Below are 23043 nucleotides of genomic sequence, written 5' to 3'. Positions count from 1 at the left end.
TCACCATCGTCCACGACAACGACCTCCCACCCCTCCTAGCGTCCCTGGAGTAGGGCGGCGAGGGTCTGGGTGAGTTCGGTATTGATGATGTCGCCGGCGGCGGCCGGGTCGCCGGCGAGGACGGGGTTGTGCGCGGCGGCGACGACGGCCGCGTGCAGGGCGATGTCGGCGTCGATGAACGCCTCGATGGCCGGGCCGGCGAAGGCGTCGTCGCGGGCGGCGAGGGCCGCGTCGAGCGCGGTGAGGTCGGCGTCGGTCCGGCGCTCGGCGGCCAGTTCGGCGGCGCGGACCTCCTCCAGCATCATGCGGATCTCTTGAACTCCTCCCCGGTACGAAGCCCGGAGGCTCTCCCGTCACATCGCGGTCAGGCCGCGTGCGGGGGTTGACGCTTCACAGACCGGGTGGCCCCGAGGTCTCCACGTCCTGACACCGCTATTCCATCGGCGTTATTGATATTGATTGCAGCGTTGATGTCGGCATGGCCGACCCACCCGCATTCAAGGTTCGTGCAGGCATAAACGGTTCCGTGGCGGGCAGAGGGATCTCGCTGACCACACCGGTGGCAGATCTGTGAAGTGGAGGCCGCAGCGACTTTGATGAGCCTCCCACCTCGATCTTGAGACTTGTATTCCAGCATTCTCACGGTCCGCGCCCACGCTTCCCCGGCGATCTTCCGATTTATCCCGCTTTTCTGCGCCACGTTGGTGCCAGGTTGCTCGATGGTGCCTCTCGCCGAGCGCAGCAAGTTGGCGATCTTCAGGTCTTCCACTTTGATCGCACTAAAGGCGGTGGCAAGTTCGGTAGTGGTCCGGTGCTGCCAGTCGACGGATCGTTGCTTGGCTTTCGCGCGGATCCTGGCGATTTGGCGGTAGGTGCGGGCGAGCCGGTTCGACATTGCTTGCCCGGAGACGCCCACAGCACGCTGACGGGCGGACTTTTTCTCAAGACGCCTCAGGTGCTCCTGCTCGCCGCTGGTGAGCCACGGCCCGTGTCGGCGCATACTGCCGTCCGACAACGCCAGAGCTACGTTGATCCCGCGGTCTATCCCGACCGTGGGCCCCTCATGCTGGGTCGGCGTGGCCACCTCGGACTCGGCACGGAACACGATGGCCCACCCGTGAGCGTCCTTGACCAAGCGACCGCCGGTGACCCGCCCGGCCGGTCCGTGCTCGGTAACACCAGGCAGGTCCTTGGTCCACCGGAACCTGGCCCGGCCGACCTTGGGCAGATTGATCGCTCCCCATCGCCGGTTCAAGCGGATGATCTTCATGTGGCCGGCCTGGGGGATGTCCACAGCCATCCGTGAGCGCAATCTCGCTTTGAACGTTGGCCGTTTTGCGGGATGGTCGGGATTGAAGCAGTTACTCCAAGCCTGCCGATAATTCTTCAGCACGGCTTGAGCGGCCTGAGCCGGAAGTTGGCCCATCCAGCCGATCTCGCGACGAGCCACCCGAATCGCCTCATCGCAATCCTTCACCGACGGGCAGCACCCCTGGCGGAAAGTGAAGTACTCGTGCAACACGTTCCACAGGGCACGGGCGGCGTGCGCCTGACCATCCAGCACGGCCACCTGCGCCGAACTCAGATCGAGTCGCGCAACATGCGACCGGGGCCGCCTCGTCAACTCCACACCGTGACCATAGCATTACTATGTGATGACAGGGGGCGGTTTTGTCGCCTCGATTGGTCGGCAAAGCCACTCGTCCGATGGCTCGCGGGCGCGCAGCGGGTCGAGGGGTGCCTGTTCGGCAACGGCGAGCGGACCGGCAACGTCGACCTCGTCACGCTGGCGCTGAACCTGCACGCGCAGGGCGTCGACCCGATGATCGATTTCTCCGACATCGACGAGATCCGGCGGACGGTCGAGCACTGCAACCGGCTGCCCGTCCACGAGCGGCACCCGTACGGCGGCGACCTCGTCTACACGGCGTTCTCCGGGACGCACCAGGACGCGATCGGCAAGGGCATGGCCCTGCACGCCCGCCGCGCGGAGGAGTCCGGGACGCCGCCGCAGCAGGTGCCGTGGGACGTCCCGTACCTGCCGATCGATCCCGCCGACGTCGGACGCGGCTACGAGGCGGTCATCCGCGTCAACAGCCAGTCCGGCAAGGGCGGGATCTCCTACCTGCTGCGCACCGGGTACGGGCTCGAACTGCCGCGCCGCCTGCAGATCGAGTTCTCCCGGGTGGTGCAGCGGGCGACGGACGGCAGCGGCGAGGAGATCACGGCGGCCGAGCTGTGGGACCTGTTCCGCGCCGAGTACCTCCGGCCGTCCGGCCCGGTCGCCGTGACCGGCTGGTCGACGTCCGGCACGGGCCCGGCGCGGCACGACTTCACCGGCGTCATCCGCGTGGACGGCGACGAGCGCGAGCACACCGGGACGGGCAACGGCCCCCTCGACGCGCTCGCCGGCGCCCTGTCGTCCGCCGGGATCAAGGTGGACGTCCTGCAGTGCGCGGAGCACTCCGTCGACTCCGGCCCTGACGCCGTGGCCGTCGCCTACGCCGAATGCCGCGTCGACGGGGTGACGTCGTGGGGCGCGGGCCTGGGCGCGTCCGTGCCGGCCGCCTCGGTGGGGGCCGTCCTGTCCGCGGTGAACCGCGCGAAGCGCTAGTCGCGGCGGCCGAGCGAGCGCCGCCAGGACAGGCCGGTCCCGGGGATGCGGAAGGTGATCTGGCGGCGCCCGTCCGCCGAGCGGGTGTAGCGGGCGCCGCGGGCGCCGACGCTGTGTCCGACGCCCTTCTTGGACAGGTTGATGCGGAACGGTCCCATCCTGATGGCTTTTCGATAGCTCCAACCCATGCGGCGGGGGATGCCCGGACGATCCCCGGGCATCCCCCGCCCGCCATCACGGACAGACCGAGATCATAATTTCGGACAGGCCGGAGGACGCAACGGCAGGAGGTGACCAAATCCGGTCCGAGTTCGTCGTGCACCGCCCTTTACCGGACGCGGCGGGGCGAGGAGCGTGTGCCTCCGTAGAGATCATTTTCTCAGCTCCCCGGAGGTGCGGGTTGGCCAGGCGATCCCTGAGACGAACCCGGCGGACGATGACGGTGGCCGCGCTGACCGGCGCCGCGCTCGCCGCCGCGGGCGGCGGCGCGACGGCGCTGGCCCAGCCGTCCCCCAAGATCGTGGTGGAGGACGGCGTGACCCAGCCGGTCTTCTCCTACAAGGACGCGATACGCGAGCACGTCTACGTCGAGTCGAGCGTCGACAGCGACCGGGACGGCAAGAAGGACCGCGTCAACGTCGACATCATCCGGCCCAAGGAGACCGAGCACGGTCTCAAGGTGCCCGTGATCATGGACGAGAGCCCGTACTACGACAACGCGGGACGCGGCAACGAGAGCGAGCTCAAGACCTACGACGCCAACGGGGACCCGGTGAAGTTCCCGCTGGTCTACGACAACTACTTCGTCCCGCGCGGGTACGCGTTCCTCGCCGTGGACATGGTCGGGACGACCCGCTCCGACGGCTGCCCGGTCAGCGGCGGGCCCAGCGACGTCCTCGGCGGCAAGGCCGTGGTCGACTGGCTCAACGGCCGCGCCAAGGCGTACAAGCCGGACGGCTCGCCGGTGGAGGCCACCTGGACGACCGGACGCACCGGCATGATCGGCAAGTCCTACGACGGGACGCTCGCCAACGGCGTCGCCGCGACCGGCGTCGAGGGGCTGGAGACGATCGTCCCGATCTCGGCGATCAGCAGCTGGTACGACTACAGCCGCATGAACGGCGTCAAGTACACCGACGACGAGCAGCCGTGGCTCGCCTCCTACGTCGACACCGACCCGCCGGAGAAGTGCGCTGCCGTCAACGCCGACCTCGACGCGGGCGAGGACGACGCCACCGGCGACTACAACGCCTACTGGAAGACGACCGACTACCGGGACGGGACGATCGCCCGCGCCTCCCGCGTCCGCGCGAGCATCTTCGCGGCCCACGGCGTCAACGACCTGAACGTGAAGGACGACCACTTCGCCGAATGGTGGAACGCGCTCGCGCGGCGCGGCGTCCAGCGCAAGGTGTGGCTGTCGCAGCGCGGCCACGTCGACCCGTTCGACATCCGCCGCGACGCGTGGGTGGACACCCTGCACCGCTGGTTCGACCACGAGCTGCAGAAGATCCCCAACGGCATCATGCGGGAGCCGCGCGCCGACATCGAGATCGGCCCCGACCAGTGGATCACCCAGCGCGACTGGCCGGCCCGCGACGCCCGCGAGATCGTCCTGCGCCCCGGCGCGGACGGCACCCTCGGCCTGCGGCGCGCCGCCCGCGGCACGACGGCCGCCTTCACCGACGCCCCGGGCCCGCGCGGCTTCGGCCACTCCGAGAGCGCGATGGTCGCCGACCCGACGGCGTCCCAGCCGTACCGGGCGGCCTTCGTCTCCGGTCCCCTCCCCCGCACCGGGCGCCTGTCCGGCACCCCCGATGCCCGGCTGCGGATCAAGCTCGACAAGCCCACGTCCAACCTGACCGCCCTCCTCGTCGACTACGGCGAGGACACCCGCGTGAACTACCTCGGCGCGGGCGCCGGCATCCGCACCCTCGCCACCGAGGACTGCCACGGTGAGAGCACCCCCGCCGACGACGCCTGCTACAAGCAGACGGAGGTCACCACGGTCACCTCGCCGGTGAACGTGGTCGCCCGCGGCTGGCTGGACGCCCAGAACGCCCGCTCGCTCAGCCACCCGAGGCCCCTGCGGCCGGGGCGCTACTACACGGTCGGCTGGGAGACGCTCAGCCAGGAGTACCTGCTGAAGAAGGGCCACCGCTTGGCCCTCGTGCTCGCGGGCACCGACGCCGACTACAACTACGAGCAGCCGACCGGCGCCCAGGTGACGGTGGACCTGCGCGGCAGCTCGATCACCATCCCGGTCGTCGCCGCCGAGGACGACCCGGCCACCATGATCGCCCCGCCCGAGCGCACCGCTCCCTGGCGCGGCCCCTCGGAGGTGAACCTCCCCGTCCAGGAGCGCGACCTCCGCTAACGGAGAAGGCGGGCCCGCCGCGCACCCCTGGCGCGGCGGGCCCCCTACCCCGGCCGTATCGACACCGCCCGAACCGCCGCGAGTACGTCGCGGCGGGGCTCGTCAGAGGGTGACGGCCTCGCCGGGATCGAGGAGGTGGAGGCGGTCGGTCAAGCCGGCCGCGTCGAAGGCGGGCCGGATCGTGTCGCGGCCCTGGGTGAAGTGCGCCCAGCCCTCGAAGTGCAGCGGGACGATCCGGCCGGCGCGCAGGATCGCGGCGGCCTCGGCCGCCGCGCCGCTGCCGAGCGTCAGATCGGCGTCGCCGACCAGCGGCGTCCGGGCGGCGCCCATGAAGAGCACGGCCACCTCGAACGGGCCGAACCGGTCGGCGATGGCGCGGACGACGTCGAGGGACGCGTTGTCGCCGCTCACATAGGTCGTCGGCACGCCGTCACCGGACAGGACGAAGCCGGTGACCGGGCCGGTGAGGTGCTCGGTGCCGTCCGGGCCGTGCTGGGCGGGCACCCCGGTGACCCGCAGCGCGCCGCCGCCGGGGCGCGGCAGGTCGAGGTGCTCCCAGTTCGGCAGCGCGCGTGCCGTGCCGCCCAGGCGTCCGGCGGCGGCCTCCGTCGTCAGGGTCAGCGGGACGTCCGCCAGGTAGGCGCGTCCGCCGTTGTCGAGGTTGTCCGGATGCTGGTCGTGCGAGAGCAGCACCGCGTCGACCGGCCCGACCTCGGCGGGCCCGAGGACGGCCCCGGCGGTCTTGGCCAGCTTCCGCGACCCGATCGGGTAGTCGCCCGGCGCGTCGAACGTCGGGTCGACGACGAGCCGCACACCCCCGATCTCCAGGATCGCGGTCGGACCGCCGAGATACCGGAGGTTCAGCGAGGACATGGCGCCGCCTTCACATCGATCACATGACGTCCTCGTAATCGCGCCGCGCCCGCGGAAATTCCCGGCGCCAGACCTCCCTCAGGGCCGAGTGGTCACTGGTTGTCGGTGTTCTTGCTGGGCTGGACGCGCTTGGGCTCGCCCGGCATCTTCGGATAGTTCGGGGGATACGGCATGTCGCCGAGGCCGTGGTCCTTCTCGTCGCGGTCGGCCATGTCGAGGAGCACGTCCAGGGAGAAGGCCTCGTCGTCGATGGACGCGTGGAGGTCGCCCAGCTCGGCGAAGCGCGCGGGCATCGTGGCGATGGTGAAGTCGCGGGGGTCGACGTCGGGCAGCTCGTCCCAGGTCACGGGGGCGGAGACGGGCGCGTGCGGGGCCGGGCGGACGCTGTAGGCCGAGGCGATGGTGCGGTCGCGCGCGTTCTGGTTGAAGTCGATGAAGATCTGCTCGCCGCGCTCCTCCTTCCACCACTTCGTCGTGACTTCGGCCGGGTTGCGGCGTTCGACCTCGCGGGCGAAGGCCAGGGCGGCGCGGCGGACCTCGGTGAACGTCCAGCGGGGCTCGATGCGCACGTAGATGTGCACGCCCGCCTTGCCGGACGTCTTGACGTAGCCCGTGTACCCCAGCTCCGCCAGCAGGTCACTGGCCGGGCCGAGGGCCACGCGGACGGCGTCGGAGAAGTCGGTCCCCGGCTGCGGGTCGAGGTCGATGCGCAGCTCGTCCGGGTGGTCGACATCGCCCTTGCGGACGGGCCACGGGTGGAAGGTCAGCGTGCCGAGGTTCGCGGCCCAGGCGATCACAGCGGGCTCGGTCGGGCAGACCTCGTCGGCGGAACGCCCGCTGGGGAAGGCGATGCGGGCCGTCCGCACCCAGTCGGGCGCGCCCTTCGGGATGCGCTTCTGGTAGAACGCGTCGGACTTGCCCGCGCCCATGCCGGCCTGGCCGCGCGCGTAGTCCTCGCGGGTGGCCATCTTGGCGCCCTCGAAGACCCCGGCGGGCCAGCGTTCCAGGGTCGTCGGGCGGTCGCGCGTCGCGCGCAGGATGCCGTCGCCGACGGCCAGGTAGTACTCCACCAGCTGCCGCTTGGTGTAGCCGTGCTCCGGGAAGTAGACCTTGTCGGGATTGGTCACCTTGACGAGGCGATCCCCGACCGGGATCTCGATGAAGGGCGAGGCCATGTACTGCACGTTAACCCACGTGTACGACAGTCCTCGGGGACGTCCGCGCCGGGTATTTTCGGAGGCATGGAGAAGATCCGCAAGAGCGAGGACGAGTGGCGGGCGCAGCTCAGCCCCGAGGAGTTCCACGTGCTGCGCGAGGCGGGCACGGAGAAGCCCTTCACCGGCGAGTACACCGACACCAAGACCGTCGGCGTGTACCGGTGCCGCGCCTGCGGGACGGAGCTGTTCCGGTCGGAGACGAAGTTCGAGAGCCACTGCGGCTGGCCGTCGTTCTACGAGCCGTCCGACTCCGACAAGGTCACGCTGATCGACGACCGCTCCCTCGGCATGGTCCGGACGGAGGTCCGGTGCGCGGTGTGCGAGTCCCACCTCGGGCACGTGTTCCACGGTGAGGGCTACGCCACCCCGACCGACGACCGGTACTGCATCAACTCGGTCTCGCTGACCCTGGAACCCGCCGAGTAGGTCAACCCGCGCACGGCCGACGCGATCACCGCCCGGCTCGCGGAGGCCGGCCTGGTCCACCCCGGGTCGGCCCGGCGGGGGCGGGGGCTGCTAGCGGGTCTCGCCGACCTCGCAGTCGTCCTTGCCGCTCTGCTTGTTGGCGAGGACGACGCTGCCGTTGTCGTCGCTCCTGCCGTGGACGAAGACGCGGGGCTCGTCGTCGCCGCCGTCCTCCAGGAACCGGGTCGTCCACTCGCAGAGGTCGATGGCGGGCCTGGAGTTCTCGTCGTCCTCCCCCAGGTCGGTATAGACCCGGACGAACTGCCCGCTGCGGCGGACGTCGGTGACGTGCCCGACGACCTTGCCGTCCGGGTCCCTGGTCCGCAAGTACGGGATCGCGTCGGGGATCTCGTCGGGGTCGCCGACGGCGGTCTCGATCTTCTCGTGCGGGGACGGGGAGGCGTCCGCGCGGGCGGCGGCCGTGCGCGGCGCCGGGGCGGACCCGCCGCCCGGCGTCAGCGCCAGCGCGGCGGAGGTGGCGAGCGCCAGCACCGCCGCGGCCAGCGCACCGGCCGCGGCCAGCCGGCGCCGCCGGGACGCACGCACCGCCGCGACCAGGCGGTTCCAGCGGATCGCCGGCTCGGACGGCGGTCTGGCGTGCCGTCCCCGGTGCCGCGGGTCGGGAGCGTTGCTCACGGACGGCACTGTACTGCCGATCCGCGCCGGGCCCGGCCGGATCAGGCCAGGTTGGCGACGAGTTCGGCGACCGGCTTGCGGCGTCCCGTGTAGAACGGGATCTCCAGGCGGGTGTGCAGCCGCGCCTTCGCGCCGCGCAGGTGCCGCATCAGGTCGACGATGCGGTGCAGCTCGTCGGCCTCGAACGCGAGCATCCACTCGTAGTCGCCGAGCGCGAACGCCGCCACGGTGTTGGCCCGGACGTCGGGGTACTCGCGCGCCATCTTGCCGTGCTCGGCGAGCATCGCGCGGCGCTCCTCGTCCGGCAGCAGGTACCACTCGTACGACCGGACGAACGGGTACACGCACACGTAGTCGCGCGGGGTCTCGTCGGCCAGGAACGCCGGGATGTGGCTCTTGTTGAACTCCGCCGGGCGGTGCAGCGCCATCTGCGACCACACCGGCTCGCTCGCGCGGCCGAGGGCCGTCCGGCGGAACCGGGTGTAGACCTCCTGGAGGTCGTCCGGGGTGGACGCGTGCCACCAGAACATGTAGTCGGCGTCGGCGCGCAGCCCGGCGACGTCGTAGGCGCCGCGGGTGGTGACGTCCTTCTGCGCGGCCTGGTCGAGGAGGTCCTGCACCTCGGCGGCGTCCTGCTCGCCGACCGTGCCGGGCTTCGCGACGCGGAAGACCGACCACATCGTGTAGCGGATGACGTTGTTGAGCTCGCGTGCCTTCGGCTTGCCCGCCTGATCAGCCATGTTCCACTCCTTCTCGACTGCGCAGATGGTCCAGCACCCGGGTCGCCGCCGCGCGCGCCGAGGCGATGCACGCGGGGATGCCGAGGCCGTCGTAGGCGGCGCCGGCGACGGCGAGCCCCGGCGCGGCGGCGACCGCGGACCGGACCTTGGCCACGCGGTCGGCGTGGCCCACGTTGTACTGCGGGAGGCCGCCGCCCCACCGGGTGACCCGGCTCTCGGCGGGCAGCTCGGTGACGCCGCAGGTCGCGGCGAGCTCGGCCATGGCGGTGGCGACCAGCTCCTCGTCGGCCTTCTGGAGCGTGCGCTCCTCACCGAACCGGCCGATGGAGCAGCGGACCGCGATGAGGCCGCGGTCGCGCCGGCGCAGGTGCGGCCATTTCACCGAGCTGAACGTGACGGCCTTGACGCCCCGTCCGCCGCTCTCCGGATCGCTCTCCACACCGGGGACGAGGTAGCCGCTGCCCTTCGGCAGGCGCGGGAACGCGGTGGCCCGGTAGGCGAGCGTGATGATCGCCATGCTGGCGTAGTCGATCCCGGCCAGCTCGCGCGCGGCGGCGGGCACGTCCTCGGCGAGGAGCCGGGACGCGGGGGCCGCCGGGGCGGCGATCACCACGGCGTCGGCGTCCAGGTACTCGGGGTCGCGGGTGGGGCCGATGGTGAGCCGCCAGCCGTCCGGGGTGCGGCGCAGCTCGCGGACGGTCGCGCCGGTCCGGACGGTGCCGCCGGCGGCGGTGATGTCGGCGGCGACCAGGTGCGGGAGGGTGCCGAGCCCGTCCGGGAGCGTGGCGAACACGGGCCCGGCGTCCTTGGGCGCGGCGGCCCGGCTGCCCCGCACCGCGCTGATCAGCGAGCGGTGGCCGCGCGCGGCGGCGGCGACGGCGGGCAGCGTCGCGTCGAACGACAGCAGCTCGACCCGGCCCGCGTACACGCCGCCGAGCAGCGGCTCGACGAGCCGGTCGACGACCTCGCGGCCGACGCGGGCGCCGATGAAGTCGGCGACGGACACGTCCCCGCCGCGCGGCGTCTCCGGCAGCACCAGGTCGAGCGGGACGCGGGCGAGACCGGCCGGCGACAGCACCTGCGACCCGGCGAGCGCCTTCAGGTCGGACGGGACGCCCATGACCTGGCCGGCCGGGATCGTGCGCAGCGCGCCGCGGCTGAGGATCGCCGAGGAGGTCGTGCCGGGGTTCACCAGATCATCGGAGCGGCCGAGGTCGCGGACGAGGTCCATGCCCTCGGGGCGGCGGGCGAGCATCGACTCGGCGCCCTCGTCCACCGGGATGCCGGCGATATCGCCGACCTGGAGCTTGCCGCCGATCCGGGGTGAGCCCTCCAGCACGGTCACCCGCACGCCGTCCCGGGCGAGCACGCGGGCCGCGGCGAGCCCCGCGATGCCGCCGCCGACGACGACGGCGTGGGAGGTGGCATGGGAGGTGGCCATGGCTCCAGCCTTCCAGACGCGCCGCCGGATCGCGCACCGGGGCGCCCGGAGCGGCGAGCATCACACCGCCCCGCGGGACACGACCGGAGGGGATTTTTGTCGCGGACGTGACAAGATCCCCATACCGCGCCAGTGGATACTGGCACGCATGACCCCCTGGAAGGCTCCACTGGCCGCCGCCACGGCGATCCTGCTGGCCGCCGGGCTCGTTCCCCCGGCCTCGGCCTCGACCCGGGGCGACTTCGCGCCGGTGCCGCTCCCGTTCTTCTGGCCCAACAACTCTCTCTACGACGTCGACGCCGCCTCCCCCGACAGCGTCTGGATCACCGGCAACCAGGGCGAGCTGTTCGTCCCCGGCCCCATTCCGGGCATGGGGACCACGATTCCCGGCAACCCCGTCGTGCGGCGCTGGAAGAACGGCGGCTGGGTCGAGTACGACCTCCAGAACCTGCCCGGCCAGGCCACGGTCGGCGACGTCGACGCCGTCGCCCCCGAGGACGTGTGGATCAGCGCCACCCGGTTCGGGGGCTCCGCGGCGGCGGGCCCCTACCTCGGGCACTTCACCGGCACGCGGTTCGAGGAGGTGGCCCTGCCGTCGGCGTCCACGGCCCTGACCGTCCAGGCGAGCGCGGCGGGCGTCTGGGTGACCGTCGACAGCGGCGTCTACCGCCGGACGGGCGGCACCTGGACGTTCGTCACCTCCTACCCGGACGTCTACCTGCGGACCGCGCACATCAGGGCCGACGACGACATCTGGGTCATCGGCGCCCCCGGCCCGTACGACCAGGTCCCCCAGGCGTACCACTGGGACGGGCGGTCCTGGACGAACGTCCCCGTGAACGGGCTGCCCGAGGGCCGCATCGGCATCCTGGACATGGTGGCCCTGTCCCCCGCCGACGCCTGGGCCATCGGCTGGAACGTCAGCACGTCGCCGATCACGTCCATCATGCTGCACTGGGACGGCACCGCCTGGACCGACGTCGCCCCGCCGCCAGGCCTCAACGGGCTCTCCAGGATCGTCAAGGGCGAGAACGGGGAGCTGTGGGCCGTCGGGCACCTGCTCGACGAGCCCGCCAAGCCGGGCCTGCTCCACTACAGCGGCGGGACGTGGACGCGGGTTCCGACCACCGCCGTCCCGAACCGGACCAACGTCAACGCGTCCGCGCTGGCCGTCGTCCCCGGCACCGGCGCCCTGTGGACGCTCGGGCCGGTCAACATCGGCGGGCCGGTCGTGCTCAGCGACGGCTGAGCCTCTCGTGGTTTGTGGCCCTTTCGTGATTAGTCCCACGGAACGGTGACCTGCATCACCTCGTCCAAGCCGCATGCGGATCGTCAGGAACGTCACATGTGCGCTGGTCGTCCTGCTGCTGGCCGGGGTCCTGGCCGCGTGCGGCGGGGGGAGCGACTCGTCCGGCTCGGAGACCGCGGACCGGGGCGGCGCCGCCCCCGCACCGGCGGCGGTGCCCCAGAACGAGGCGGGCTCGGCGGCGGGCAAGAGCGCCGCCCGGAACGGCACGACCGGCACGACCGGGGCGCGGGCGCCGCTGCCGACCGGGCGCGAGGTCGTCCACACGGCGCGCCTGCGGGTCAGGGCCGGGGACGTCGAGGACGCCGCCGCCAAGGCCAAGGAGATGGCGACCTCGGCCGGCGGCTACGTCGAGCAGGAGTCCAGTTCGAGCGACCCGGCCCGGTCGCAGATCACGCTGAAGATCCCGTCCGACCGCTACAGCGGCGTGCTGGACCAGCTCAGCACCCAGCTCGGGACCAGGCTGTCCCTCTCCCAGGAGGCCGAGGACGTCACCGGCGAGGTCGCCGACGTCGACGCGCGGGTGCGGTCGGCGAAGGCCACGCTGGAGTCGTTCCGCAAGCTGCTCGGGCGCGCGGACTCCGTCGGCGAGGTCATCCAGGTCGAGCAGGAGATCGCCCAGCGCGAGGCCGACCTCGAGGCGCTGCAGGCGCGGCAGAACTCGCTCAAGCACCGCACCCGGTACGCGACCGTGACCGTGACGCTGGTGACCAAGACCGCGGCGCCCAAGGAGGACGAGGAGCGCGGCGGCTTCATCGGCGGGCTCCAGAACGGCTGGGACGCCTTCACCGCGTTCATCGGCGGCATCGCCGCCGCGGTGGGCTGGCTGCTGCCGTTCCTCGTCCTCGCCGCCGCGATCGGCTGGCCGCTGCTCGCCCTGCGGCGCCGCCGCCGCGGCCGCGCGCGGCCGGCCGCCCCGAAGCCGGAGACGGGCGTGCAGCCGGAGCCGGAGACGGCCGACGCCGGCTCGGGCTCCGGATCGGGCTCGGGCTCGGGCTCGGGCTCGGCGCAGCAGCCGCCCGCCTAGCCCGCGTCCTCGCTGCTCGCCTCGTGGACGAGGTCCGCGAGGCGGGCCAGCACGTCCGGGTCCGTGGACGGCAGGACGCCGTGCCCCAGGTTGAAGATGTGGCCCTCGGCGGTGCGGCCCCGGGCCAGCACGTCGCGGGCGCGGCGCTCCACGGTCTCCCACGGCGCGAACAGGATCGCCGGGTCGAGGTTGCCCTGCAGCGCCTTGCCCGGCTCGACCCGGCTGACGGCCTCGTCCAGCGGGACGCGCCAGTCGACGCCGACGACGTCCGCGCCGGCCTCGCCCATCAGGCCGAGCAGCTCGCCGGTCCCGACGCCGAAGTGGATGCGCGGCACGCCGAGCGGCTCGACCTCGGCGAAGATGCGGCGGGTGTGCGGCAGCACCGACTCGCGGTAGTCCTGCGCGGCGACCGCGCCGACCCAGGAGTCGAACACCTGCACGGCGCTCGCCCCGGCCGCGACCTGGAGCTTCAGGAACGCGATCGTGAGGTCGGCGAGGCGGCCCATGAGGTCGGCCCACAGCTCCGGCTCGCCGTACATCATGGCCTTGGTGCGCTCGTGGTTCTTGGACGGGCCGCCCTCGATCAGGTACGAGGCGAGCGTGAACGGCCCGCCCGCGAAACCGATCAGCGGCGTCGTCCCCAGCTCGCCGACCAGGCCCCGCACGGCCTCGGTCACGTACGGGACGTCGTCGGGGACGAGCGGGCGCACCGCGTCGAGATCGGCGGCCGACCGGACCGGGTCGGCGATGACCGGCCCGATCCCCGGCTTGATGTCGAGGTCGATGCCGATCGCCTTCAGCGGCACCATGATGTCGCTGAAGAAGATCGCCGCGTCCACCGCGTAGCGGCGCACCGGCTGCATCGTGATCTCCACGATCATGTCGGGGCGGGTGCACGACTCCAGCATCGGGACGCCCTCGCGGACCCGCAGGTACTCCGGCAGCGACCGGCCGGCCTGGCGCATGAACCACACGGGCGTGTGCGGCACCGGCCGCCGGCGGCAGGCCAGCAGGAAGGGGCTCTCGGCGAGGGCGCCGTTGTCAGGCGTGTTCGGAGAGTGCTCGTCCGAACGGGCAGCGTCAGCGGTCACGTTGTGATGGTCCCATGGAACCCCGGCGCGGAAGGCACGGGTGTGGCCTCAGGGGCGGAACGAACTTCCGGACACGCCGAGCGAAGTCCCGCATTCTGTCACTGGCGCGTGCGAACGTGATGCGTGTCATAGCCGAGGGAGGTTCCCCCTTGTACTGCTCCACCTGCGGTGATGAACGCGTGTTCGAGCAGCCGCCGTGTCCGGACGGGCACGGTGCGCAGTGCCCGGAGCGGGCCTGCACCGAGTGCGGCACCGCCGTCCTGGTCGGCCTGCCGCCGGTGACCGCCGCGGCCTGCGGGAGCGCTCCGGCCGGCGAGACCGCTCGGGCGCCGCGCCGCGCCGAGACCGTGCGGGCCGTGGCCTGACCGGCCCGGCCCCCGAGACGAAACCACCTGTGCCGTGCCTGTTTCCCCTCCGCATCCCCCCGTCGCCGCGCGCGGCGGCGCCCCGTCCCGGCAGCACCGCCCCGAGCCGCTCTCCGGCGCTCGGCCACTCACTCGCGACCAGGCCGGTCCTCCCATGAACCCACCTCCCGCCTTCCAGCGGGCCGTCGACACGCTGCGCTCGTTCCTCGACGGCCCCGCCCTCCGGCCGGAGCTCGACCTGGAGGACATGCCCGCCCCGCAGCGCCTCGCGCCCTTCGCGGCGGCCATGTCCGGCAGCGTCTACCGCGACGACGACACCGAGGTCGCCACCGGGCGCCTCATCGTCCTGTACGACCCGGAGGGCAGACCCGGCTGGACGAACGGGTTCCGCGTCGTCGCCTACATCCGCGCCGACCTGGAGCCCGACATCGCCGCCGACGAGCTGATCGGCTCCGTCGCGTGGGACTGGCTGCTGGAGGCGCTGGAGCCCGCCGGGTACGCCAACGTGTCCGGGACGGTCACCCGCGCGGTGTCGGAGAGCTTCGGCGACAAGCGCGACGAGCCGTCCACCACCGAGCTGGAGCTGCGCGCCTCCTGGTCGCCGACCGGGGACGACCTCGCCGGCCATGTCGCGGCCTGGTGCGAGGTGATGTGCACCACGGCGGGGCTGCCGCCCGCCGGCGTCGCGGCGATGCCCGATCGGCCCGGCGGCGGAGGCGGTTGAGCACCGGGCGGGCCCGGCGGTTGAAAGACGTACGGTAGGGGGCGTGAGCACAGCGTCCGAGACCGAGGCGGCGGGGGAGAACACGGGAACAGTGGGAGTGTCCGAAACGCGCGCCACCGGCCCCCAAGGGGAGACCGGTGCGGAGGAGACGGCCGTCGAGCAGCGGCCCGGGACCGTTCCCGAGCAGGTCGGGGCGGAACAGGGCTCCGGCAGCGCGGAGGCCGACACCGGCCCCCCGGCCGTCCCGCTGCTGGAGCCGCGCGAGGGCGTCCCGACCGTGGTCACCACGGCCGCCGCGCTGGAGCGCGTGGTCGCGGCGTTCGCCGCGGGCAGCGGCCCGGTCGCGGTCGACGCCGAGCGGGCCTCCGGCTACCGGTACGGGCAGCGCGCCTACCTCATACAGCTCCGCCGCGCGGGCGCGGGCACCGCGCTGATCGACCCGATCGCCTGCCCCGACCTGTCCGGGCTGGACGCCGCGCTCTCCGGCGCCGAGATGGTGCTGCACGCCGCCAACCAGGACCTCCCGTGCCTGGCCGAGGTCGGCCTCGTCCCGCGCCGGCTGTTCGACACCGAGCTGGCCGGGCGGCTGCTCGGCTACCCGCGGGTCGGGCTCGGCTCCATGGTCGAGAACGTGCTGGGCTTCCTGCTGGAGAAGGGCTACTCGGCGGCCGACTGGTCGACCCGCCCCCTCCCCGAGGACTGGCTCCGCTACGCCGCGCTGGACGTCGAGCTGCTCGTCGAGCTGCGCGACTGCCTGCAGGAGGAGCTGGAGACCGCGGGCAAGCTGGAGTGGGCGCTGGAGGAGTTCGCCGCGATACTGGCGACGCCGCCGAAGCCGCCGCGCCCCGACCCGTGGCGCCGCACGTCCGGCATCCACCGGGTGCGCAACCGGCGGGCGCTCGCCACCGTCCGCGAGGTGTGGACGGCGCGCGACAAGATCGCCCGCGAGCGGGACCTGTCCCCCGGCCGCGTCCTGCAGGACGCCGCGATCATAGAGCTGGCGCAGAAGTCCCCGAAGACGCCCGCCGAGCTGCAGGCCCTCCCGACGATGCGGGGGCGCGGCGCCCGCCGGCACCAGTCGGCGTGGCTGCGCGCCGTCGCCCGCGCCCGCGACCTGTCCGACCGGGCGCTGCCGGAGTCGAACCTGCCCGGTGACGGGCCGCCGCCCGCGCACCGCTGGGCCGACCGCGACCCGGAGGCCGCCAAGCGGCTCACCGCCGCCCGCGCCGTCGTCGCCGCGCTCGCCGACGAGCACTCGATGCCGTCGGAGAACCTCGTCCAGCCCGACTACGTGCGGCGGCTCGCCTGGACGCCGCCGGCGGAGTCGTCGCCGTCCGCGATCGGCGCCGCGCTCAGCGGCCTCGGCGCCCGGCGCTGGCAGGTCGCGCTGATAGCGCAGCCGATCGCCCGGGCGTTCCTGCGGCTGGAGACCAAAGGAGAGCTGTAGGTCCTCTTGCCGGGGCCGGGTGCGGGGCGCACACTTGCTTAGGTTAGCTTTGCCTAAAAGGCTTGCTTGAGAAATCTGCGCCATCCGGAGGAGTGCGGCGATGCTACTGGGCAACTTCCTCATCGGACTGCGTGAGGGGCTCGAGGCCGCCCTGGTCGTGAGCATCCTGATCGCCTACCTGGTGAAGACCGGCAACCGCAGCGCCCTGCTCCCGGTCTGGACGGGGATCGGCGTCGCCATCGCGCTCGCGTTCGGGTTCGGCATCGCGCTCAGCGCCGCGTCCTCGGAGATGCAGTTCAAGACGCAGGAGCTGTTCGGCGGCGTCCTGTCGATCATCGCGGTCGGGCTCGTCACGTGGATGGTCTTCTGGATGCGCAAGACCGCCCGGTTCATGAAGGCGGAGTTGGAGGGCAAGCTGGAGGGCGCGCTGAACGTCGGCCCGCTCGCCCTCGCCGCCGTCGCGTTCCTCGCCGTCGGGCGGGAGGGCCTGGAGACCGCGCTGTTCCTGTGGACGAACATCTCCAACTCCTCCGGCGGCTCCACCGAGCCGATCATCGGCGCGTTCCTCGGCCTCGCCGTCGCGGTCGCGCTCGGCTACCTGCTCTACCGCGGCGGCCTCAAGATCAACCTGAAGCGGTTCTTCACCTGGACGGGCGCCGCGCTCATCGTCGTCGCCGCGGGCGTGTTCGGCTACGGCTTCCACGACCTGCAGGAGGCCGAGGTCTTCCCCGGCCTGAACGCGGTGGCGCTGGAGCCGCACGAGTTCTTCGCCGAGTTCGGCGGCGCGGGCGACTGGATGCAGACGGTGTTCCAGGGCGTCCTGAACGTCACCCCGCAGATCACCTGGCTGCAGCTGGTCATGTGGGCGGCGTACCTGGTGCCGGTGATGTTCCTGTTCCTGCGGAACCCGTCCGCGCCCAAGCCGGCCCCGGCCAAGGCGACGGAGCCCGCCACCACGCCCTGAGGGCCTACAGGTCGGGCAGCGGGTCGCGGGGCAGGCTGTCGCGGGCGAAGATCTCGGCGTCGGCGGCGTTGACGACCGGGACGTACTCGTCGTCCACCTCGAACACGGCGCCGCCGAACTCGAACGACGCGCCCGCGCCGGTCTCCACCGGCCCGATCCGGGTGCCGCGCGGGTAGCTGCCCCAGATCGTCTTCGGGGCACTGCGGCTCACCGCCCCGGTGGTGATCACCGCGACCTGGTCGTCGGTGACGACGAAGATGAAGCCCGCGCCGCCGCCGTGGGCCATCGCGGGGAAGATGTAGCGGATCTCCCCGTCGATCCCGAGGAACTCCCGGCAGCGTTCGCGGAGCGGGCGTGGGACCGGCATGGCTGGTGAGGCACCTCCCCCGGGGCGGAACGCGGCTGCGGTGACAATCATGCACCGCCCCGGCGGAGCGTGACCAGTGTCAGACCGACGCCAGCGCCGCCGTCGGCGGCAGCCGCGCGGCCCGCACCGCGGGGTACAGCCCGGCGGCCGTCCCGATCACCAGCGTCGCGGCGAGCGCGCCGCCGAGCGCCCACACCGGCACGACCGGCGGCCATCCCTTCCACAGCGCGAACCCGGCGGTGGCGGCGGCGCCGAGGACCGTCCCGGCCGCGCCGCCGAACGCCGACAGCAGCAGCGACTCGGCGAGGAACTGGACGCGGACCTGCCCGCGGGTCGCGCCGAGCGAGCGGCGCAGCCCGATCTCGCGGCGCCGCTCCAGCACCGAGATCACCATCGTGTTGGCGACGCCGACCCCGCCGACCAGCAGCGCGACCGCGCCGAGCCCGAGCAGCAGCCCGGTGAACGCGCCCGCCGCCGCGGCCTTGGCCTCCAGCGCGTCGGACGGGCGGCTGACCGCGACCTCCTCGGGGTGCTCGGGGCTGACCGTCCGGGCGAGGACGTCCCGGACGTCGTTCACCGACGCGTCGGTGGAGCGCTCGTAGATCGTGGTCGGATGCCCGTCGAAGCCGAGGTAGCGGCGGGCCGCGTCCCAGCCGACGAGCGCGGACCGGTCGATCTCCGGCGCCAGCTCGGCGGGCCGCAGGACGCCGAGGACGACGAACCACCGGCCGCCGATCCACACCCGGCCCCGCTCCACGCCCAGCCGCTTCGCGGCCTCGGAGCCGAGCACGGCGCCGGGATAGCGTCCGGTTCCGGCGTTGAGCCAGCGTCCGCTCGCGGTCTCCACGCCGAGCGTGCCGAGCAGCTCCGGCGTGGCGGCCTGCACGGCGATGCCCTGCGTGACCTCCGCGGGGATCTTGTCGGTCCGGCGGACGGTCGCGTCCACCGACCCGGTGGCGCCGACCGCGGTGACCGGCCCGATGCGCCGCACCATCTCCGGCGCCGTCTCGGGCAGCTCCGCCGCGTCCCCGAACAGGGTGTCGCCGGGCTTGGCGGTCAGCAGGTTGGTGCCGAGCCGGTCGAGGCGCCGCAGCAGGTCCTCCCTGCTGGACGAGGAGATCCCGATGACCGCGACCATCGTCGCGATCCCGATCGCGATGCCGAGCGCGGACAGCACGACCCGGGTCGGCCGGGCCCTGAGCCCTCCCAGGCCGACGCGCAGCACGTCGTCCGGCCCGAGCCGCGCCGGCGCGAGTGCCGCCTTCATCGGCTGCCCACCTCCGCCCGCTCGTCCGCGACGATCAGCCCGTCCCGGACCCGCACCCGCCGCGGCGCCCTACCGGCCACCTCCAGATCGTGCGTGATGATCGCGACGGTGGTGCCGGCGCGGTTCAGCTCGTCCAGCAGGCCGAGCACCCCGGCGCCCGCCGCCGAGTCGAGGTTGCCGGTGGGCTCGTCGGCGAGGAGCAGGTCCGGCTCCCCCACCACGGCGCGCGCGACCGCGACCCGCTGCTGCTCTCCGCCCGACAGCTGGTGCGGCCGGTGCCCGGTCCTGTTCCCGAGCCCGACGCGTTCTAGCGCGTCCCGCGCCCGCTCCCGCCGCTCCCGCAGCCCGACGCCGCCGTAGAGGAGCCCGTCGGCGACGTTGTCGAGCGCGCTCACGCCCGCCGCCAGGTGGAACTGCTGGAACACGAACCCGATGTGCCGCGCCCGCAGCGCCGACAACTCCCGGTCACCGAGCGCGCCGACCTCGTGCCCGGCGACCCGCACGCTGCCACAGGTCGGCCGGTCGAGCGTCCCGACCATGTGCAGCAGCGTCGACTTGCCCGATCCGGACGGCCCGACGATCGCGACCATCTCCCCCGGCGCGACGACCAGGTCGACGCCCTTCAGCGCGGCGACACCGCCCGCGTACTCCTTGGTCACCCCGGCGAGTTCCACGATGTTCTCGCCCGGTACGTCCCTGCCCAGCGCGTTCATTCGGCGGGCACCCCGACCTTCGCGCCCTCCTGGACGCCGCTGACCTCGACGCGCCCGCCGCCGAAGGCCCCGACCTGCACGGGGACGAGGCGCCGGCCGGTCCCGTCCACGACCTCGACGCCGAAGCCGCCCTCCCGCAGCGCGAGCAGCGCCTCCACCGGCACCGACAGGACGTCCTTCCGCCGCTCACTCTCCAACTCGACGCTGACGGGCGCCTCGTCCAGCCGCCCGGTCTCGGCATCGCCGATCGAGATGTCGACACCGACCGTGGTCTTCTTGTCCTGCCCCGACCCGGTGCTCTCCGCGACCCCGCTGACCTCGGCGATCTTCCCCTTGACGGTCTTGCCGCCGGGCAGCTCCACCGAGACCGCGGCGCCCTCCTTCGCGAGATCCTGCTTGTCGGCATCGAGATCGACATGGACGACCCGCTTCGTCCCGGCGACAGTCAGCACGGGCTGCCCTTGCCCGACGCGTTTCCCCTCGGGCGCCTTGACGTCCCTGACACGCACGGCCCCGCCGAGGAAGACGACCTGAGCGGAGTCGACGGCACCGGTCTCCTCAAGCCCCCGGTCGTCCTGCCACTCCCTCACCGCCGCCTCGGTCGCACCGGTGAACTCCTTGTCCACGGTCATGTCGCCGTACCCGAGCGCCCGCAGGTTCTCTTCGAGCTGCCGGACGTCCTTGCCCGACATGCCGTCCCTCAGCGTGCGGTACATGGGACTGCCGCCGTACATCAGCGTGACCGGTTTGCCTGCCACCTTGAGCAGCGTCCCGCCTCGCTTGACCATCACGCCCTGCTCCGGTGCCCACGTCACTACACCCGAGGCGCCCGTCCACACTTCCCTGACATCGTCGTAGGTGAGTTTCCCGTCCACCGTCTCGGTATCGACGAGATCACCCCGGCTCACAACGGCGGTGGCGAGCCGCGCCGCATGAGCGCCCTCGACCTCGCTCCCGTCCATCGTCCAGGCCAAGACGCTTCCGCCACCGACGACCACGACGACGGCGACTCCCCCGGCGACCACGACCCGCCTCACCGTCCGAACCCCGGCAGGTCGCCCTTGCATGCTTCCCGCGCCTTCTCCGCAGCGCTTCGATCGATGTCCCCACTCGGCAGCTTGAACTGCCCGTCCGGCCCCGGATCCGGGATGTTCACCCCGTGCTCCCGCATGCACTGCGCGAACTTGACGTACTGGTCGCGCACCTTCGGGTCCTTGAGATCGGGCATCTTCCCGCCCGCCTGCAGCCACTGCTGGCACTTCTCCAGCGCGCCTTGCAGCTTCGTCCGATCGGTGCCCTTCCCGAGCCGCATCGCCTTCTGATCCCCACTCCCAGGATCAGGAACATCAACCCCGTTCTCCCGCATGCACCGCGCGAACCTGAGCTGCGCATCCTCCGCCGAAAGCGACGCACTGGCCGAAGCCGACGCAGAAGCCTTCGCACCCCCACCAGCCGAAGCGACCCCACTCCCACCGTCATCGCCCCCACAAGCCGAAGGCCCCAAGACCAACGGCAAGGCGAGCCCGACCGCCCACACCCGATTCCCCATCTCGTCCTCTCCGCCAAGGCACCCTGCCTCAACGAAAAGCCATAAGACCGACCCCAGGGTTAAACCCGCATTAGCCGCACTCGCTCTGACGGGATCGGACCAAGTCGGAGGGACGTCGCCGGAAGCGCCTCTCACCAGCAAGAACGTTCGAAGGAGTCGCGGTGAATCAGAGCACGTCGAGCCACATTGGCTCCACACTCTGGCTCCCGTGGCTCCCGAACCGAGAGGAGTCGCTCATGTCCAGATCAAGGAAGACACGATGACCGTCGTCCTGGACGGCAAGGCGATCGCCACCGGCACCCCCACCGACTGCGGATGACACGTCACCACATGGCCGCGTCCACTCGACCGCAACGCGGCGATCACGGCCCTGATGCTCGCCGAACGCCTCGTCACCCACCGCGAAGAAGACCCGTGCGTGATCGAGTGGCGGAGGGGATTTGGCCGTGGCTGACCGCCTCGTCCGCACCACGCCCGCACTCGCCGTGGTGGCGGTAGCCGCCGTGATCTCGTACCGGCACGCTTACGAACTCGTCCACTCCCACGTCGAGTCCGGCCCCACGGCCCGCCTCGTGCCCTTCACCGTGGACGGGATCATCTGGGCCGCGTCCATGGTGATCCTGGACGCAAAGCCGCCGGAAGCAACCCGCACCACCGCTGGCGAAGTGGGTCCTTGCCGTGGGCACTGTGGCGACGATAGGCGCCAACGTGGCGCATGGCCTGTCCCACACCCCCGTAGGGGCGGTAGTCAACGCATGGCCGGCACTCGCCCTCGTGGGGAGCTTCGAACTCCTGATGCCCCTCACTCACGCCGCAGCAAGCTCAGACCTGACCCAAGACGAGCAGCGAACCGAACCGGAGCACCCCCGCACCGAAGTGAAGCAGCGCCGGAAGAAGCGGTGCGGGACGAGGACCGGGCGAGGCTGGCTGGCCCAGGCCGCGCCACCTCTCCCAGCGCTACTTAGCCGAGAAACACGGCATCGACCGCCGCAAGGTCAAGCGGGTCACCATGAACACGAACTCCCGGTTAGAGAAACACGGCTGCACCGCTGACCCACAGGAGACCTCGGCGGTGCAGCCCCTTAGTCCCCATAGACCGCTGCAACCCCACAGCCGACCCAGCGATTTGCGAAATCCAGCAGACTCGGTGGATATATGGCGATACCCAGCCCGACGCCTCACAAAACAGATCGGTTCACAAGACACACCTGACCCGATGTGGCCACCTTTAGAAGGACAGACAGGATATACAATCGAGTGCTATGGCGGGAGAGGATTCACAGCTAATCGGCCAAATTGGCCTTCACAATGCGAAGCGATGGCTGGACAAGTCAACCCGGGTCGCCAAGGCCTGGTCCCATGAAGACCTTGGACTGAAAGAACTACTCGAATTCACTTGGCCACACGACAATTCATTCTCGTTCGACTTGGGCGGGCAGTTTCGTGGCGAAAAACTGGAAGGGCAATATTTTCTTGCCGAGATTAAGAATTACAAGAACGAGAGCAACCTGCCCAAACATTACCGCTCCTTCCTCGCCAAGTGCTATGTAGCTTTTACCAAAAAGCCTCAACTCTGTGATCATTTTCTCTGGATCTCTTGGTCGCCTTTTCAGGCGCAAAGATGGGATCACCACACGACTGCTGCAACCGTAAAGGATTCTGTTCTTCGCGAGAGGAAAAGAATATTTGACACAGACGATCAAGGAAAGGCCCTCGCACTTCTCGACGTGGCCGCCGTTAGCGCGGTTGCAGACAGGCTTTGGCTAATAACTCTGTGCGACAAGCAGTTGCAATTGGTCCTTTCTCCCGAACATCACGGAGAAGTCCTGAAGCTCATGAAGGTAAACGAAGGATAAGAAA

The 23043-nt window shown here is 71.6% G+C and carries 25 protein-coding genes; 11 read left to right on the top strand and 14 right to left on the bottom strand.

The window, feature by feature from the left end; translation table 11 throughout:
* Window positions 1-35: 35 nt before the first annotated feature.
* Both E1284_RS13205 and E1284_RS13200 read right to left on the bottom strand, forming a co-directional pair.
* Window positions 36-305, bottom strand: coding sequence for an FCD domain-containing protein (locus E1284_RS13205; RefSeq protein ID WP_131939342.1), 270 nt, complete (start codon window positions 303-305; stop codon window positions 36-38).
* Window positions 306-364: 59 nt separating this feature from the next.
* Window positions 365-1630, bottom strand: a complete 1266-nt coding sequence (locus tag E1284_RS13200) for an RNA-guided endonuclease InsQ/TnpB family protein (RefSeq protein WP_243714456.1) — start codon at window positions 1628-1630, stop codon at window positions 365-367.
* 3 nt (window positions 1631-1633) lie between these two features.
* Here E1284_RS13200 and E1284_RS13195 point away from each other — a divergent pair, with 3 nt between their 5' ends.
* Window positions 1634-2614 carry an alpha-isopropylmalate synthase regulatory domain-containing protein gene (locus tag E1284_RS13195; RefSeq protein ID WP_243714455.1) on the top strand — a complete coding sequence of 327 codons (981 nt, stop codon included), beginning with the start codon at window positions 1634-1636 and terminating at the stop codon, window positions 2612-2614.
* Here the strand turns inward: E1284_RS13195 and E1284_RS13190 are convergent.
* The gene (locus tag E1284_RS13190; RefSeq protein ID WP_131939340.1) at window positions 2611-2802 is read right to left on the bottom strand and encodes a DUF4236 domain-containing protein; all 192 of its coding nucleotides are present in this window, start codon (window positions 2800-2802) and stop codon (window positions 2611-2613) included. The two genes, E1284_RS13195 and E1284_RS13190, sit on opposite strands and share 4 nt — an antisense overlap.
* 248 nt (window positions 2803-3050) lie before the next feature.
* Here E1284_RS13190 and E1284_RS13185 point away from each other — a divergent pair, with 248 nt between their 5' ends.
* Window positions 3051-4991 carry a Xaa-Pro dipeptidyl-peptidase gene (locus tag E1284_RS13185; protein WP_131939339.1) on the top strand — a complete coding sequence of 647 codons (1941 nt, stop codon included), beginning with the start codon at window positions 3051-3053 and terminating at the stop codon, window positions 4989-4991.
* Between the two features lie 102 nt (window positions 4992-5093).
* On the opposite strand, the gene E1284_RS13180 is transcribed toward E1284_RS13185, so the two are convergent.
* Both E1284_RS13180 and E1284_RS13175 read right to left on the bottom strand, forming a co-directional pair.
* Window positions 5094-5864 (bottom strand): MBL fold metallo-hydrolase, encoded by a 771-nt coding sequence (locus E1284_RS13180; RefSeq protein WP_131939338.1) that lies wholly within the window; start codon window positions 5862-5864, stop codon window positions 5094-5096.
* Window positions 5865-5956: 92 nt separating this feature from the next.
* On the bottom strand, window positions 5957-7039 hold the full coding sequence (locus tag E1284_RS13175; RefSeq protein WP_131939337.1) for a DNA polymerase domain-containing protein: 1083 nt from the start codon (window positions 7037-7039) through the stop codon (window positions 5957-5959).
* 66 nt (window positions 7040-7105) lie between these two features.
* On the opposite strand from E1284_RS13175, the gene msrB reads away from it, so the two are divergent.
* Window positions 7106-7507, top strand: coding sequence for a peptide-methionine (R)-S-oxide reductase MsrB (gene msrB, locus E1284_RS13170; protein WP_131939336.1), 402 nt, complete (start codon window positions 7106-7108; stop codon window positions 7505-7507).
* A gap of 90 nt (window positions 7508-7597) precedes the next feature.
* Here the strand turns inward: msrB and E1284_RS13165 are convergent, their stop codons facing one another.
* From E1284_RS13165 to hemG, 3 genes are read right to left on the bottom strand one after another with little or no spacing between them, the layout of a single operon-like run.
* On the bottom strand, window positions 7598-8182 hold the full coding sequence (locus E1284_RS13165; RefSeq protein ID WP_131939335.1) for a hypothetical protein: 585 nt from the start codon (window positions 8180-8182) through the stop codon (window positions 7598-7600).
* A gap of 41 nt (window positions 8183-8223) precedes the next feature.
* Window positions 8224-8922, bottom strand: a complete 699-nt coding sequence (hemQ, locus tag E1284_RS13160; RefSeq protein ID WP_131939334.1) for a hydrogen peroxide-dependent heme synthase — start codon at window positions 8920-8922, stop codon at window positions 8224-8226.
* Complete coding sequence (gene hemG / locus E1284_RS13155) at window positions 8915-10363, bottom strand: protoporphyrinogen oxidase (RefSeq protein ID WP_131939333.1); 1449 nt, start codon at window positions 10361-10363, stop codon at window positions 8915-8917. Before hemG ends, hemQ begins: the two co-directional genes overlap by 8 nt.
* 148 nt (window positions 10364-10511) lie before the next feature.
* Here hemG and E1284_RS13150 point away from each other — a divergent pair, with 148 nt between their 5' ends.
* Window positions 10512-11612: a hypothetical protein gene (locus E1284_RS13150; RefSeq protein ID WP_131939332.1), complete on the top strand. Its 1101-nt coding sequence runs from the start codon at window positions 10512-10514 to the stop codon at window positions 11610-11612.
* Window positions 11613-11685: 73 nt separating this feature from the next.
* Window positions 11686-12696 carry a DUF4349 domain-containing protein gene (locus tag E1284_RS13145; protein ID WP_131939331.1) on the top strand — a complete coding sequence of 337 codons (1011 nt, stop codon included), beginning with the start codon at window positions 11686-11688 and terminating at the stop codon, window positions 12694-12696.
* On the opposite strand, the gene hemE is transcribed toward E1284_RS13145, so the two are convergent.
* Window positions 12693-13706, bottom strand: a complete 1014-nt coding sequence (gene hemE, locus E1284_RS13140; protein ID WP_279433039.1) for a uroporphyrinogen decarboxylase — start codon at window positions 13704-13706, stop codon at window positions 12693-12695. The two genes, E1284_RS13145 and hemE, sit on opposite strands and share 4 nt — an antisense overlap.
* Before the next feature lie 230 nt (window positions 13707-13936).
* Between hemE and E1284_RS13135 the strand changes: the two genes are divergently transcribed.
* From E1284_RS13135 to efeU, 4 genes are all read left to right on the top strand, one after another.
* The gene (locus tag E1284_RS13135; protein ID WP_165965244.1) at window positions 13937-14152 is read left to right on the top strand and encodes a hypothetical protein; all 216 of its coding nucleotides are present in this window, start codon (window positions 13937-13939) and stop codon (window positions 14150-14152) included.
* A gap of 154 nt (window positions 14153-14306) precedes the next feature.
* The gene (locus E1284_RS13130) at window positions 14307-14876 is read left to right on the top strand and encodes a DUF3000 domain-containing protein (RefSeq protein WP_131939328.1); all 570 of its coding nucleotides are present in this window, start codon (window positions 14307-14309) and stop codon (window positions 14874-14876) included.
* A 247-nt stretch (window positions 14877-15123) separates the two neighbouring features.
* Window positions 15124-16323: an HRDC domain-containing protein gene (locus E1284_RS13125; protein WP_207923729.1), complete on the top strand. Its 1200-nt coding sequence runs from the start codon at window positions 15124-15126 to the stop codon at window positions 16321-16323.
* A 100-nt stretch (window positions 16324-16423) separates the two neighbouring features.
* Entirely contained in the window at window positions 16424-17287 is an 864-nt protein-coding gene (gene efeU, locus E1284_RS13120) for an iron uptake transporter permease EfeU (protein ID WP_131939327.1), read from the top strand.
* Between the two features lie 4 nt (window positions 17288-17291).
* Here the strand turns inward: efeU and E1284_RS13115 are convergent, their stop codons facing one another.
* The 5 genes from E1284_RS13115 to E1284_RS13095 form a co-directional block, all read right to left on the bottom strand.
* The gene (locus tag E1284_RS13115) at window positions 17292-17654 is read right to left on the bottom strand and encodes a hypothetical protein (protein ID WP_131939326.1); all 363 of its coding nucleotides are present in this window, start codon (window positions 17652-17654) and stop codon (window positions 17292-17294) included.
* A 79-nt stretch (window positions 17655-17733) separates the two neighbouring features.
* Window positions 17734-18921 carry an ABC transporter permease gene (locus E1284_RS13110; protein WP_131939325.1) on the bottom strand — a complete coding sequence of 396 codons (1188 nt, stop codon included), beginning with the start codon at window positions 18919-18921 and terminating at the stop codon, window positions 17734-17736.
* Complete coding sequence (locus E1284_RS13105; RefSeq protein ID WP_131939324.1) at window positions 18918-19634, bottom strand: ABC transporter ATP-binding protein; 717 nt, start codon at window positions 19632-19634, stop codon at window positions 18918-18920. The genes E1284_RS13110 and E1284_RS13105 overlap by 4 nt, the downstream gene beginning before the upstream one ends.
* Window positions 19631-20671, bottom strand: a complete 1041-nt coding sequence (locus E1284_RS13100) for a peptidoglycan-binding protein (protein ID WP_243714453.1) — start codon at window positions 20669-20671, stop codon at window positions 19631-19633. Before E1284_RS13100 ends, E1284_RS13105 begins: the two co-directional genes overlap by 4 nt.
* The gene (locus E1284_RS13095) at window positions 20668-20946 is read right to left on the bottom strand and encodes a hypothetical protein (protein ID WP_131939323.1); all 279 of its coding nucleotides are present in this window, start codon (window positions 20944-20946) and stop codon (window positions 20668-20670) included. Before E1284_RS13095 ends, E1284_RS13100 begins: the two co-directional genes overlap by 4 nt.
* A gap of 683 nt (window positions 20947-21629) precedes the next feature.
* On the opposite strand from E1284_RS13095, the gene E1284_RS44025 reads away from it, so the two are divergent.
* Window positions 21630-22148 carry a DUF2637 domain-containing protein gene (locus E1284_RS44025; RefSeq protein WP_165965245.1) on the top strand — a complete coding sequence of 173 codons (519 nt, stop codon included), beginning with the start codon at window positions 21630-21632 and terminating at the stop codon, window positions 22146-22148.
* Between the two features lie 297 nt (window positions 22149-22445).
* Window positions 22446-23039: a hypothetical protein gene (locus E1284_RS13085; protein ID WP_131939321.1), complete on the top strand. Its 594-nt coding sequence runs from the start codon at window positions 22446-22448 to the stop codon at window positions 23037-23039.
* Window positions 23040-23043 lie beyond the last annotated feature (4 nt).

It is taken from the genome of Actinomadura bangladeshensis, assembly GCF_004348335.1.
GTDB classification, from domain to species: domain Bacteria; phylum Actinomycetota; class Actinomycetes; order Streptosporangiales; family Streptosporangiaceae; genus Spirillospora; species Spirillospora bangladeshensis.
Note: the sequence above shows the minus strand (reverse complement) of the source record. Positions and strands in the feature narration are given on the sequence as shown.